Annotated in this window: 11 protein-coding genes and 1 riboswitch; of the genes, 8 read left to right on the top strand and 3 right to left on the bottom strand. The window is 36.6% G+C overall.

Going from position 1 to position 14923, the window contains the following annotated elements; genetic code table 11:
- Positions 1-361: 361 nt before the first annotated feature.
- Entirely contained in the window at positions 362-1192 is an 831-nt protein-coding gene (locus tag C1H58_RS03685; protein ID WP_165545378.1) for an AraC family transcriptional regulator, read from the top strand.
- Position 1193: 1 nt separating this feature from the next.
- On the opposite strand, the gene C1H58_RS03680 is transcribed toward C1H58_RS03685, so the two are convergent.
- From C1H58_RS03680 to C1H58_RS03670, 3 genes are all read right to left on the bottom strand, one after another.
- The gene (locus C1H58_RS03680; RefSeq protein ID WP_165545377.1) at positions 1194-3410 is read right to left on the bottom strand and encodes an alpha-galactosidase; all 2217 of its coding nucleotides are present in this window, start codon (positions 3408-3410) and stop codon (positions 1194-1196) included.
- A 3-nt stretch (positions 3411-3413) separates the two neighbouring features.
- A complete protein-coding gene (gene melB / locus C1H58_RS03675) occupies positions 3414-4796 on the bottom strand; it encodes a melibiose:sodium transporter MelB (RefSeq protein ID WP_165545376.1) in 1383 nt (460 codons plus the stop codon).
- 732 nt (positions 4797-5528) lie between these two features.
- Positions 5529-6509: a tRNA dihydrouridine synthase gene (locus C1H58_RS03670; RefSeq protein WP_207554624.1), complete on the bottom strand. Its 981-nt coding sequence runs from the start codon at positions 6507-6509 to the stop codon at positions 5529-5531.
- Positions 6510-6728: 219 nt separating this feature from the next.
- A riboswitch (SAM riboswitch) is annotated at positions 6729-6831 on the top strand.
- 67 nt (positions 6832-6898) lie between these two features.
- Here C1H58_RS03670 and C1H58_RS03665 point away from each other — a divergent pair.
- The 7 genes from C1H58_RS03665 (at position 6899) to C1H58_RS03635 (ending at position 14278) form a co-directional block, all read left to right on the top strand.
- Positions 6899-7072, top strand: coding sequence for a hypothetical protein (locus C1H58_RS03665; protein WP_165545375.1), 174 nt, complete (start codon positions 6899-6901; stop codon positions 7070-7072).
- 260 nt (positions 7073-7332) lie between these two features.
- On the top strand, positions 7333-8382 hold the full coding sequence (locus C1H58_RS03660; RefSeq protein WP_165545374.1) for an ABC transporter permease: 1050 nt from the start codon (positions 7333-7335) through the stop codon (positions 8380-8382).
- Positions 8383-8397: 15 nt separating this feature from the next.
- A complete protein-coding gene (locus tag C1H58_RS03655; RefSeq protein ID WP_165545373.1) occupies positions 8398-9060 on the top strand; it encodes an ABC transporter ATP-binding protein in 663 nt (220 codons plus the stop codon).
- Between the two features lie 272 nt (positions 9061-9332).
- Positions 9333-10313, top strand: coding sequence for a LacI family DNA-binding transcriptional regulator (locus tag C1H58_RS03650; RefSeq protein WP_182317990.1), 981 nt, complete (start codon positions 9333-9335; stop codon positions 10311-10313).
- Positions 10314-10384: 71 nt separating this feature from the next.
- Complete coding sequence (locus tag C1H58_RS03645) at positions 10385-11863, top strand: glycoside hydrolase family 32 protein (protein ID WP_165545371.1); 1479 nt, start codon at positions 10385-10387, stop codon at positions 11861-11863.
- Positions 11863-12825, top strand: coding sequence for a carbohydrate kinase family protein (locus C1H58_RS03640; protein ID WP_050344948.1), 963 nt, complete (start codon positions 11863-11865; stop codon positions 12823-12825). The genes C1H58_RS03645 and C1H58_RS03640 overlap by 1 nt, the downstream gene beginning before the upstream one ends.
- 25 nt (positions 12826-12850) lie before the next feature.
- Complete coding sequence (locus tag C1H58_RS03635) at positions 12851-14278, top strand: sucrose-specific PTS transporter subunit IIBC (RefSeq protein WP_165545370.1); 1428 nt, start codon at positions 12851-12853, stop codon at positions 14276-14278.
- Positions 14279-14923 lie beyond the last annotated feature (645 nt).

The raw sequence follows: 14923 nt of genomic DNA, 5'->3' as shown, positions 1-14923 counted from the left end.
GCTTTTACTCAACTTAACAGAATGTCTATCGTTTCATAGCTGATACTCTGAAATTAATCATTTAGCCATACGTCCTAATACTAGCTTAGGCGTATGGCTATTTTCTGTTTGTTTTACGTCTTTAGTTAAATATGATGAACTTTCGACTCCGCTTTTTGTTCTACTTTCCTAAATCTCATTCGATTTGTGATGATTTTAAAATTTTTGGTACACATAAGTGTTGTAAAATAATATAATTAAGAAAACTAAATAAAAATATAAGTCTATTATAATTCGGGTGCTCAGTTTGTTGGTATGCCAGTGAATGCAACTAATGCAGGTAAGGTAGAAATGGAACAATTTATTATATTTGGGGGCGGCTATGGAAAAGTATCGGGTTGTATCGAGTGAGAGAACGCATTTGTTTAAAGATATGCATTTTTTGTTCGCGGGAGAAGAATATTGTAAGGCGGGCTATCGTTTTGGTCCAGCGGTTCGCCCAAACTATATTATTCATTATATCATTTCTGGAACAGGATATTATGAATTCAATGGCCAAGTTTATAAACTTTCTGCCAATCAGAGTTTTGTAATATTTCCAGATAAGTCTTCTGTCTATTGGGCAGATGAAGCAGATCCATGGCATTACATTTGGATAGGTTTTACTGGTGTTAGTAGTGATGAGGCGATTCAACAAATGGGGATTTCTGTGACGTTTCCAATTATTAATTTTAAAAAGCACAATCGCTGTCAAGAAATTGTTTTGAAAGTACTCGATAATCAAACGACAAGTATTTCAGCCCACTTTTTATTTCAAAGCGTATTATTCGACTTTTTAAATGAAATCCTTTTAAGTCGTTTGTCTATTTCAAAGCCTCAAACTGCTCCAGAATATAGTAGATATATCCATGAATCATTGCAGTATATTGAAAATAACTATAATCATCCTTTTACAATCTCAGAAATGGCGGAAGCTTTATTCGTCAACAGAAGTTATTTAAGTCGAATATTTCATCAAGAACTGGGTATTACGCTAAAAGAATATATTAATAACTTCCGTATCACAAGAGCACGCGAATTGCTGGTCATTACAGATTATTCTTATAGCGAAATCGCGCATCAAATTGGATACGAAAGTTACAATAGTTTTTATAAAACATTTAGGCAAATCACAGGGGACACACCTTCCACTTATCGTTTAAAGCAAAAGTAATTTAAACACGTTCAAGCGTATATAGCCACGAATCAAAGTCATGGGTTTTTGCTTCGCCGTTTCGCAATTCGCCATTACTTGTGTCGGGAATGTCGATGCCAATGGCCATTAACGCATTGCCTGCCATTGTGAGATCAAGCTCTGGGATGTGATAATGTGCGGAAGGATCCAAACCTTTTAAGACGACACGATGACGCCCATTGTTAACCTTATTTAAATGCTTGTAAATACCTACAATAGCATGGTTACGGTTGTGGTCTATAACCATCCACGCGGTAAATTCATTATGACTTGGGTTTAATAATCTAAAGAATTTACCGAATTGTAGTAAGTTTCGATGTGTTTTCATAAATGCGACTTGTTGCTTCATGCTTTCAAGAGTCGTTTGGTCTAATGTTGTTAAATCTAACTCGTAGCCGAATGTACCGAAATAAGAAACATTGGCACGTGTTGTAAGTGGCATTAAACGATGTTCTTGTTCATTCGGTGATTTTGAGACATGTGTTCCCATTGTACTTGTTGGATATAAGTATGATGTGCCATATTGAATCCACTGACGTTGGTAAGCATCTGTATTATCACTCGTCCAAATTTGTGGCGTGTAATACAGCATACCAAGATCAAATCGGCCACCACCACTAGCACACGATTCAATTAATATATTAGGAAAACGTGTCGTTATACGATGTAATAAGTCATAAAGACCTAAAATATAGCGATGATAGATTTCTCCTTGCTGTTCAGTCGGCCATCGTGATGAGAAAACTTCTGTCATTGAACGGTTCATATCCCATTTAATATACTTAATATTAGTATGGTCAAGAATATTTGAAATTTCATGATAAATATAATCAATGACATCTGGATTTGTATAGTCTAATACAAATTGATAACGACCATGTGACATTGTGCGATTTGGCGTTTGTATAACCCATTCAGGATGGGTAGCATAGAGTTTGCTTTGCTTATTAACCATCTCAGGTTCCATCCACAAACCAAAATCCAGACCTAAATCGTTAATCCGTTGATTCAAATGTTGGAGTCCTTTCGGCAATTTCGTCTTATTTATGAAGAAGTCACCTAAACCTTCTTGGTCATTATTACGCGAACCAAACCAGCCATCATCTAAGACAAACATTTCAATACCGAGTTCTTTCGCTTTTTCAGCAATCGCTACCAGCTTGTCTTCAGTAAAGTCGTAGTAGGTGGCTTCCCAATTATTAATCAATATAGGGCGTGGTTGGTTTCGCCATTGAGGTGCAATGAGATAAGTGTGTACTAGTCGATGGAATTGTTGGCTCATATCGTTAAAGCCTGCTAAGCCAATAGCGAGATAAGCCTGTGGTGTTGTGAACTGGGTCCCAGGTGTTAATTGCCATGAGAAATATTCAGGATGAATACCGATGGATGCACGTGTTTTATTAAAATTATCCACTTCCACATGGCCTAAGAAGTTACCGCTATAAGCAAAAGACATTCCGTATACTAATCCGCTATCTTCCGTTGTATTTGGTTGCGCTAAAGCGAAAAAAGGATGATGTAGATGACTCGAATGTCCACGTAATGATTGAATTTCAAATGTCCCAGGCGACAGCGACTGTTGAGTGACGTGACGCTCACGACCCCATGCACCACTTAAATGTACGAGTGAAAAACTATCTGACATCAAATCCAAATTCATGCTTAGAGCACGTGTGAGGGGCAGCGTGTTTACACCTGTATTTTCAAATTCAGTATGTCTCGCAATAATATTCATATCGTCAAAGAGACTGTAATATAGTTTGACTCGTAATTGACTCACAGGATCGATTAAATAAATGATTAATGTCTCGACGTTTTGTTGGCTTTGACGTACGTGTGGTAAGTCTTTGAGTACTGGTGCTTGATGACGTACTTCGTAGTGTTCATATTCTAAGTTTGTAATATGACTACCATCTGGATGACGGACTTCAAAAGCAGGACTTCGGAAGTCTGTTGAACCAAAAGATGGATATTCCATAAGTGTATGTTCATGAGAAAATGTCGTATCGTTTTCAATCATGTAGTTTGAGACAGGCCGTGATTGTTGATGTTCTAAAAAAGTGTAATCGGCATCTTCAATATGGGGGCCCGTATATAATTGTACAGGTTGATGTGTAGGACCAATATAGAAAATATAGCTAATTTGTCCGTTAGTTAAATGAAATTGCAAAAGATCTTGATTAATGTAAATGCTCATTGATTACACGCTCTTTTCTCTATTTTTACGGTTTTCAAGTGTCTGAACAATATCTTTCAAGAATGCCCCTTTAAGTTTATAGCCCCATTTGTAGATAAAGTAGCTGATCAAGATGAAAATCACAGGCATCCCCATCATTAAGAAACGTATACCATTTTTAGTAAATTCTGTTTGTTCAATATTAGGAGCATAATGAAACAGAGATAAACTCCATCCAATGACTAATCCTGATAGTGCCATTGCGGTTTTAACTAAAAAAGTTTGTGTGGAAGTAATAATACTTTCATTACGTTGTCCGAATTTCACTTCACTATAGTCAATGACATCAGCGATAGAAACGGTAATTACCCCGGTAATCAAGCCGAAACCTAATTTAATAGCTGCTGTGCCGACAATCACAGGGTAAATTGAAGTCGGTGCTATGAATCCGAAGACGAAGAGAATCGCTAACCCAACAACAGCTAACCCTGTCGCTAAGGGATACACTTTTTCGCGAGTAATCCATTTTGCAACTCTAGGGAAAATAATCAAGCCAACCATTTCCATAAAACCTAAAGCATTAAATAAAGCAAAGAGACTTTTAGAACCAACAACATAGTTAAAGTAATAAAGTAGCGTTGTTGCCAGAAACTGTGCGCCTAAGTAGAAACATAGGATTGTTCCGATATAGGCAAGCAGTTCTTTGTTAGTAAATAAGATACGCCAAATGTCTTTAAATCTTACTTTAATGCCTTCCCCTGTATTTGTCGGTGCTTCTTTAACATTTTTAACTGTAAATGAAATCGTGAGGATAAAAATCAATGTAATGATTAAGACATATGTGAAGAATCCAACTGATTGATCACCTTCTTGTTTACCAAACCAAGTGCCTAAGAAATAAATGAAAGTTAATCCCAATGTTCCGTTAATTAAGTTTGCTGTACTTGCGAACACACGTGGGACAATTGAAACTTCTTCACGTTCTACTGGGTCATTCGTTAAGTTAGGTAACCATGACCAGTAAGGAACGTCCATCATTGTGTAAGACATCCCCCAAAGAATATAAATTAAAGAGACATAAATATATAGGCTTGTTTGACTTAAATCAAAGTCTGTGAATAACAAAATGAAAAAAATGGAGTTTACAAGCGTTCCTGCTAAAATCCAGGGACGGAATTTTCCCCATCTTGAACGTGTATTATCAATAATCATACCCATAATCGGGTCATTAATTGCATCCCAAAAACGTGCAATGAAAAATAAAGTTCCTACGAACGCAGCACTGACACCTAATACATCAGTGAAGTAAAACATTAAATACATACCTACAAAACCAACGACCATATCTTTCCCAAATGCGCCAAAACCAAAGGAATACTTTTCTTTAGTGCTTACTTGTTTTGCCATATAATCACCTCGTTATTATTAAGGAAATTATACGTTGTAAGCGTTTTCTATAGAATGAGCAGTTGTGTAGGCATTATTGATTTTTGTGACATTTTGAAAAGTAAAGCAACTACTTAGAAATATGTAATAGAAAAGAATATAATTACCTCCAGCTTTCTTCAAATAATACATATTTGTTATGCTTCATTGAGATTTGATTTAGATGTTTTTTATTATTGGTTTATAGTATTCTGATGAGGAAAGTACTTAATGATATAAATTTTTATCTCTAGAAATCTTTTATTTCAATTATGGAAACATACAATACCTGTTAAATAAGATCTACAAATTTTGCATAGCTTTTTTTAATATATATTGCAAAATCATTAGATACTGAAGTACTCTTAAATGTTTTTTTGATTATAAAGAAGCTGTTATAAGAGGATGTATGCTATTAGATTAGGTATTCTAGAAAAGATTTATGTACCAAGCCAACTCATTTCTCGTTGGGATAATGAGAGAAGTTATCCTAACCTCTATAATTTGATTGCTATTACCTCTCTGTTTACCACTTTTTTAGTTGTTATTAATCTATTAAAGCATCTGGGGAGCATTGTGTTGTCATGAGCGTGTGTGGAGCTATTATTTTCTTAATAACACAAAAAATCGACGAAGTAAATGTGGTTTTACTTTGTCGATTCTTTATTTAAGCTTAATGTTATGTTTAAACTTCAGTTTTAATAATTACAATGATTAAGTTAGCGTACGATTTTCCATTTGTGCTTCGAATGCATCGAGTAATTCGCGTGCTTCAGCGATAGATTCAGTATTCATCAATTGATGGCGAAGTTGACTCGCCCCTTTAATATCACGCACGTATATTTTAAAGAATCTACGTAAACTTTTAAATTGGCGGTCTTCATCTTTATTATATTTTTGAAATAATGATAAATGTAATCTCAATAAATCTAATAGCTCTTTACTAGTGTGTTCACGGGACTCTTTTTCAAAAGCAAAGGGATTATGGAATACGCCTCTACCAATCATAATGCCATCGACACCATATTTTTCGACAAGTTCAAGCCCGGTTTGTCGATCTGGAATATCGCCGTTAATCGTTAATAATGTATCTGGCGCAATCTCATCACGTAAGTTCTTAATGGCTTCAATTAATTCCCAATGGGCATCAACCTTACTCATCTCTTTACGTGTACGAAGGTGGATGGATAAATTTGCGATGTCTTGTTTCAAAACATGCTTTAACCAATCTTTCCACTCATCTATTTCGTAATAGCCTAGGCGTGTTTTAACACTTACCGGTAGCCCACCTGCTTTAGTGGCTTGAATAATTTCAGCAGCAACTTCAGGTCTTAGAATAAGTCCAGAGCCCTTCCCTTTTTGAGCAACGTTTGCTACAGGACAGCCCATATTTAAATCAATACCTTTAAAACCCATTTCAGCTAAGCCGATACTCATTTCGCGGAATTGTTCAGGTTGATCACCCCAAATATGTGCGACCATTGGCTGTTCATCTTCGCTAAAAGTTAAGCGACCACGAACGCTGTGGATGCCCTCTGGGTGACAAAAACTTGCGGTATTCGTAAATTCAGTAAAAAATACATCAGGTCTTGCTGCTTCACTCACAACGTGACGAAAGACGATATCTGTCACATCCTCCATAGGTGCCAAAATAAAAAATGGCCGTGGCAATTCACGCCAAAAATTTTCCTTCATAATATATTTAAACCTTCTTCTTTATTAGTATCTCGCATTTTTACGCATAATGATATTACCACAGAGCGTAAATATATACAAAATGAATGTGTCAAATAACTAGGTACAATTCTAATTATTTAGATTTACTACTTATTTTTCAATCTATATTAAATTTGTAGATTTTTAAACACCTATGTTCAAAGTGTTTTATGTTATAATAAGGTTAATAAAATAGTTCTCTTATTAAGAGTGAGTGGAGGGATTTGGCCCTTAGAAACTCCAGCAACAGCTAAAATGCGATGTGCTAATTCCAACAGTATCTAATACTGAAAGATGAGAAGATGTGTAAAGCTCTTCTTAATTTGAAGAGCTATTTTATTGTATATTAATTTAAAGGTGGTTATATGATGAAAACATGTCGTGAACTATATGCAGAATTAGAATATTGGGACCAGTATCAACCTAATAACGCTTCGAGCAGTATCTTAAAGCAAGCCATGCGCAATCAAATTAAGTCTCAAATTCGTGACCAGATTGATGTCTCAAAAAATAAAGATATTATTCTGAAAATCACAAATTAGTCTCCATAGTCATTGTTAAAGATGGAAAAATAATAGCTCTAAGATGATTTTTAACAATCGTCTTAGGGCTTTCTTTATAGTCAAAACAGAATCTATTTGAAAGACTAGGAATCCCTAATGCAGTGTTTTCTTTTAATGAAAAAGGTACATATAGATATTTTTCAATGTTGAAGGGTATAATTTGATACAAATGATTTTAAGCCATTTCCTTCATGTACTTAAAATACATAGGCTGGTACGAATCGAAAGGGGGGGCACTTATGTTTCTGGCATGGAATGAAATTAAACGAAATAAGCTGAAATTCAGCTTGATTATTGGTGTGCTAATGATGATTAGTTATTTGCTTTTTTTACTGTCAGGTTTAGCGAGTGGCTTAATGAATATGAATAGAGAAGGTATCGATAAGTGGCATGCAGATGCGATTATTTTAAATAAAGATGCAAACCAAACTGTGGAACAATCTGTGTATAATAAAAAGGATATTCCAGAAACGTACAAACAACAAGCAACCTTAAAACAGTCAGGTGTCATTATTTCAAATGGTAGTCATAAAGAAAATGCGTTGTTGTTTGGTGTGGCTGAAAATTCTTTTTTAATACCCAAAATCATTGAGGGTAAAAAGTTTAAATCTAATGATGAAGTCGTTGCTGATCAAACTTTAAAAGAAAAAGGATTTAAAGTAGGCAATCAGTTATCACTTTCAAAATCTGATGAGAAGTTAAAAATAGTGGGATTTAGTGAAAGTGCGAAATATAATGCTTCTCCAGTGCTATTTTCTAACCAAAAAACGATACAGAAGATTAATCCGACTTTAGATGAATCTAAAGTTAATGCAGTTGTAGTGCGTGATCAAAACTGGCATCAAAAAGATTTAAATGCGCATTTAGAAGCGATTGGGATTGATAACTTTATTAAAAACTTACCCGGCTATACAGCTCAGAATTTGACTTTAAACTTTATGATTTCATTTTTATTTATGATTTCAGCAACTGTGATAGGTATATTTTTATATGTCATCACTTTACAAAAAACAAACTTGTTCGGTGTTTTAAAGGCACAAGGATTTACAAATGGTTACTTAGCCAAAGTGGTATTATCACAAACCTTGATTATTGCAGTGATTGGAACAGTGATAGGGCTTATTTTAACTTTAATCACAAGTGCATTCCTACCAAGTGTTGTGCCTATAAAATTTAATATGGTCACACTACTGATATACGGTGTTGTGCTTATCATTGTATCGTTATTAGGAAGTTTATTTTCAATCTTTACGATTAGAAAAGTGGATCCACTAAAAGCTATTGGCTAAAGGAGTGTGTAGGAAATGTTAGAATTCAAAAATGTGACGAAATACTTTCAAGATGGTAATAAAAAAATAGAAGCTGTCAAACCGACATCTCTTAAGTTCGAACAAAATGAACTTATTGCGATTGTTGGACCCTCAGGCTCTGGGAAAAGCACATTTTTAACGATGGCAGGCGCACTCCAAACGCCCTCTTCTGGAGAGATTCTTATTAATGGTAAGGAAGTCTCAGGGATGTCTCAAAAAGCCTTGGCGCATACACGGATGCAGGAGATTGGTTTCATTTTGCAAGCGACAAATCTTGTGCCATTTTTAACAGTGAAGCAACAATTTCAATTATTAAAGAAACAGAAAAAAGACGTGTTAAGCACACAAGCATATCAACAATTGATGACGCAATTAAACCTTGAAGACATTGAAAATCAATTGCCTAGTGAAATATCTGGAGGTCAAAAACAGCGTGTTGCAATAGCCAAAGCATTGTACACTAAGCCTTCAATTATATTAGCTGATGAACCGACAGCCTCTTTAGATACACAAAACGCTATGGAAGTGATGAAAATATTAAAAGAACAGACACAAGAAAAAAATAAAACATGCATTGTCGTGACGCATGACGAACGGCTTACGACATATTGCGATAAAGTTTTCCATATGGAAGATGGGGTCTTATCAGCAACTTAAACCTATGAAGGGTCAGAATAGGTTATGATAATAAAGATTGATTAAAAATCAACAAACAATTTTGAAGAATCTTGCGTTTGAAGATTTGAATCTAACGATAAGAAAATTAGCGAAATACAAAGAGAAACATATATGATAGCGATGAGGCAATCGCTAACCAATGAAGTACTATTATCTAAAGTTTTAGATGGTTAAACTTCGAATGTGCTAAGTTGTGAATGGTACGCTGAGATGTCTCTATTTATGCTATGATGGATTTTGAGGTGAACGTGATGAATATTAGTGATATCGCAAGACTTGCGCAGGTGTCGAAGAGTACGGTGTCTCGATATTTAAATGGTGGTTCAATTAGTGAAAAGACGCGTCAGAAGATTGAGCGTGTTGTGAAGGAGACGGGGTATAGTCCGAATCAATTTGCACAAAGTTTAAAGGCAAAGCGTACACAGATGATGGGCGTAATTGTACCTCGTTTGAGTTCTTATGCTTCGAACCAAACATTGTACGGGATTGAGACGTATTTGAGAACTAAAAAATATCAAACCATGATTGTCAATACCGATTTGGATCAACAACTTGAGATTAATGCGATATACACACTTGCGAAAAACAAGGTGGATGGCATTATTTTATTTGCTACGACACTTACAGATGCACATGTGAAGGCGATTCATACGGTTAATGTGCCAGTAATATTAGTGGGGCAGTCTTATGAGGGGATTCCTTCGATTGTCCAAAATGATTATGAAGCAGGCCGGTTGATAGGGCGTTACTTTGGGACGGGTCATTTTAAACGTATTGCCTACTTTGGTGTGGATGCATCGGATAAAGCGGTTGGGATTCATAGACGTCGGGGTGTCTTAGATGGGCTAGCAGAGTCGGATCAACAGGCAGATATTCATACAACGTCGTTTAAATTGAGCGATGCACAGACGTTGGCAAAATCAGTGATTCATGAATATGAAGCGGTGATTTGTGCGACAGACAATATCGCATTAGGTGTGTTAAAAGCTGCACTAGATCTAAAACTGGATGTGCCTAAGTCATTGTCAATTTCTGGATTCGGTGGTTATGAAACAACATCGATTGTTACACCTATGATTACAACGATTGTTTTTCCTTACGAAGAGACAGGTCGTATTGCAGCATTGTCTATGATGAAATTGTTAGAAGGTGAAGAAGTACCATTAGTTCAGCGCATGGATTTCTATATTGATGAAAAAGAAAGCGTTGACATTTCTCGTTATAAAAAGTAAAATTCGCAGTGTAAAGCATTTTACTTTTTTTTGAGATATTTTGGTACCGGTTCCAAAAAAGGAGGGAAGAGATGGAGTGGACGAGAGCATTAAAGTATAGAACATTGGAAGATGTGCCAACTGAAGAGATGGAACGACTGACAGAGAAGGTCAAACATGCGAAGTGGCGCCAATCTTTTCATATTCAACCTATTTCAGGTTTATTAAATGATCCGAATGGGCTTGTCTATCATGAAGGGCTATACCACATTTTTTACCAGTGGCATCCTTTTGGTGCGGTTCATGGAATGAAGTACTGGTATCATGTGACATCCCCTGATTTAGTGAATTTTACACAAATTGGTCCTGCTGTGGAACCTGATACCGTGTATGATTCACATGGCGCATACAGCGGATCAGCCGTAATTGTGGATAATGAAGTGAGGTTGGTTTATACAGGCAATCATAGAACGCAATCATGGACAAGAGTTCCATATCAAGTGGTCTCCACGTTAAAGGGACAAGAAGCCGTTGATAAGCAAGCTATGATAGAAGGACCACCAACAGGGTATACAGAACACTTTAGAGACCCAAAAGTTTGGTATGACGATAAGCGTAAAAGTTATTACATCGTTATCGGTGCACAACGTGAAAATATGACAGGTGCGATTGTCGTTTATGCGTCTCAGGACTTCAACAATTGGCATCAAAAAGGTGAGTTAAAGACAAAATATCCATCGTTCGGTTATATGTGGGAGTGTCCAGATTATTTCAATATAGACGGGCATGACATCGTTCTATTTTGTCCACAAGGTGTAGCACAACACGGCGATCGCTTTCGAAATATTTATCAATCCGGTTATGTAATGGGAACTTTAAATTTTGACACACTTGAATTGACGCATGATGACTTTAATGAATTAGACCATGGATTTGATTTTTATGCACCTCAAACGATGATAGGTGCGGATGATGAAAGAATTTTAATCGGTTGGATGGGATTACCCGATACGACATACCCGACAGATCAAGATGACTGGGCGCATTGCTTAACAATCCCAAGAGTCTTGTCTGTGCAAAATCATCGTCTCATTCAGCAGCCGATTAAAGCGCTTCAACAATTAAGACAGTCGAAATTACAAGCTACTTTTGATATATCAGATCAATCTTTAATGTTACAACAATTTACTGGAACACACTATGAGTTAAATATTGATGTTTTAGAAAATGCATCAAAAGGGTTCTATATGGATATTAGGCAATCAGAAGAAGAATATACGCGGTTATCGTATGAATCCGATATGCAACGTTTTACGCTTGATCGAACATTGAGTGGACAATTACCAGGTCAGGTTGACGGTACAACCCGTTCAGTTACATTGTCGGATGCACTTTATCGTTTACAAATTTATGTCGATACATCGAGTGTAGAAATTTTTCTTAATGATGGCCAGGCGGTAATGACGTCTAGAATTTTCCCGAAAGTCTCATCAGATGGGATACGTATCCATTCTGAAGGTGGCCATGTGACGCTTGATATTACAAAATATGATTTGAAAGAAGGGCAATAATGGCAAAATTATATGCAATTGGAGAAGCACTTATTGATTTTATTCCACAAACACGAGACGTTGAACTGAAAGATGTGAAAGGATTTGAGCCTCAAGTGGGCGGGGCACCTGCAAATGTAGCCAGTTGTGTTGCGCGACTTGGAGGGGAATCGGCGCTGATTACGCAATTAGGTCAAGATGCATTCGGAGACTTAATTGAAGAAACACTACAAAAGCAAGGTGTAGATACAACTTCAATCAGTCGAACAGATGAAGCGAATACAGGGCTCGCATTTGTAAGTTTAACAGCGTCAGGAGAGCGTGATTTTGCATTTTATCGTAAACCATCAGCTGATATGTTGCTTGAGTCGTCATCACTTAAGTTGAATTTTCAATCAGATGATATTCTTCATTTTTGTTCTGTTGATCTTATCCCTTCGCCAATGAAAAAAGCGCATATCGAAGCGATTGAACAAATGGAAAAAGCCAATGGCACGATTATTTTTGACCCGAATTTAAGATTTCCTCTATGGCCTTCTGTCGATGAATTGAAAAAGACAGTCTTAGCCTTTATGCCAAAAGCTCATATCGTTAAAATCGCAGACGAAGAACTGGTTTATTTAACAGGAAGTAAGGATGAAGCATCGATTCAACAATTATTTAAAGGGAATACGCAAGTCATCATTTATACAGAAGGAGCAAAGGGCGCATCCATTTATACGCAACAAGGCAAGATTGCCCAACATGAAGGGTATAAATCGAAAGTACAAGATACGACGGGTGCAGGAGATGCATTTATCGGCGCAATCATTTATCAGTTATTGACAGGGCAAGCCCATAATCAGTCATTTGACTATATTCAACAAAACGCACAGTCCATGTTGACATTTAGTAATGCTGTCGCTTCATTATCAACGACAAAGGAAGGCGCTATCGGAAGTCTACCTACGCTCGCAGAAGTTAACGAATTCATGGAATTATAAATAAAAATCTAGGAGGCGTTGTATCATGGCCATGTCAGATAAACAAATTGCAAGACAAGTCATAGAGGCTGTTGGAGGGCAAGAAAATATCAAGTCGATTGCACATTGTGCGACACGACTACGCATCGTACTTCATGACAAAGAAAAAATCAATCAAGACAAAATTGAGCAAACAGATAAAGTGAAAGGGGCTTTCTATAACTCAGGACAATACCAAGTGATCTTTGGTACAGGGACGGTAAATAAAATTTATCATGCGGTTGAAAGCTTGGGGATAGAAGGCCATTCAGCTAGTGAAGTGAAGCAAGAGGGCGGTCAACAAGGCAATATGTTCCAACGGGCGATTAGAACTTTCGGAGATGTATTTGTTCCAATCATCCCTGTGCTTGTGGCGACAGGCTTATTTATGGGATTGCGTGGTGTGCTCGTCAATGAGCAAATCTTATCTTGGATGGGGATGACACCTAAAGATATCTCGCCGAATTTTATTCTGTTTACACAAGTATTAACGGATACAGCTTTTGCATTTTTACCGGCACTGGTCGCATGGAGTGCTTTTAAAGTGTTTGGCGGCAGTCCCGTACTCGGTATCGTATTAGGGCTCATGCTTGTAAACCCAGCGTTACCGAATGCTTATGCAGTTGGTGAAGGTTCCGCGGCACCGCTTAAATTTTTTGGTCTCATTCCTGTTGTAGGGTATCAAGGCTCTGTACTACCGGCATTTTTTGTTGGTCTAATTGGCGCAAAATTTGAGAAGTTTTTACGTAAACGCATACCAGATGCTATCGACTTAATCGTTACGCCTTTCTTAACATTGCTCGTTATGATTACATTAGGTCTTTTTGCTATCGGGCCTGTGTTCCATGGATTAGAAACAGTTATTTTAGCAGGTACGAAATGGGTTCTCGACTTACCGTTTGGAATTGCTGGATTGCTTATAGGTTTCTTCCAACAAATTATTGTTGTAACGGGTGTGCATCATATCTTTAACTTTATGGAAATTCAATTGTTAGAAGAATTCAAATATAATGAATTTAATCCGATTATTTCAGCAGCGATGACTGCACAAGGTGCTGCAACAGTTGCAGTGGGACTTAAAACACGTCAAAAGAAATTGAAAGCTTTAGCTTTACCTTCAGCGTTTTCAGCTTTCTTAGGTATTACAGAACCTGCGATATTCGGTGTGAATTTAAGATATTTTAAACCGTTTGTTTGTGGATTAGTTGGAGGTGCTGCTGGCGGATTCTTGGCATCATTATTCCATCTCAAAGCTTCTGGAATGGCAATTACAGTACTCCCGGGCATGTTGTTGTTCATTAAAGACATCGGACAATTGCCTTTATATATTTTAGTACTTATTGTCTCATTTGCGGTTGGGTTCATACTGACTTGGTTCTTCGGATACAGTGATAAAATGGCAGAAGAAATTAAAGAAGCCAAAACGCTATCATAAATTTAGACTTTCTACAGATGAAGAGATATATTTGCTTAACAATATGAGTTATAAGTAGATCGATACAGTAAGAAACATATTTTAAGATAATTTAATAAAAACAGAAGAGGGAGAAGTATCGATAAGATATCGCTTCCTCTTTTTTGCCTTTAATTATTATATTTGTGGCTATTTTTAGAGCTGATTTCTTAAAAATTATATGGACGTAGGAAAATTAGGGCTTTAACAGGTGAAGGTTTCTATAAATATCCTAATCCGACATATAGAGAATTTTTTAAAAATGTAAATGACTAATAAGACAAAGCGTTATAACAAAACAGTGGGAAACTTGCATAATTGAGTTACGACATAAAGCGTGTCATTAAACGATTAGGGAGTAGAACAACTGAAATCGATGTGATTTCGTTGTTCTACTCTTTTTTGATGGTGAAAATTTTTAATAGCATGATGGTAACGGCAATAAGAAATTGTGCTGAGATGACCGAACAGGATGGGTTGCCTTACAGGGATTGTCTGTCTGAGAATAGAGAGGATTTATGATACGATATACAAGATTAATCTTTGACAAAGATGGTTAATCTGAAAGCGATGCCTGAGTTGGACCTTTTCCCAGGAAATGTTTTTAAAGATGAATCAGCAGGAAAG

The sequence above is a fragment of the Staphylococcus sp. 191 genome (genome assembly GCF_011174885.1).
Lineage (GTDB): Bacteria > Bacillota > Bacilli > Staphylococcales > Staphylococcaceae > Staphylococcus > Staphylococcus coagulans.
This window is presented reverse-complemented; position numbering and strand designations above follow the sequence as displayed.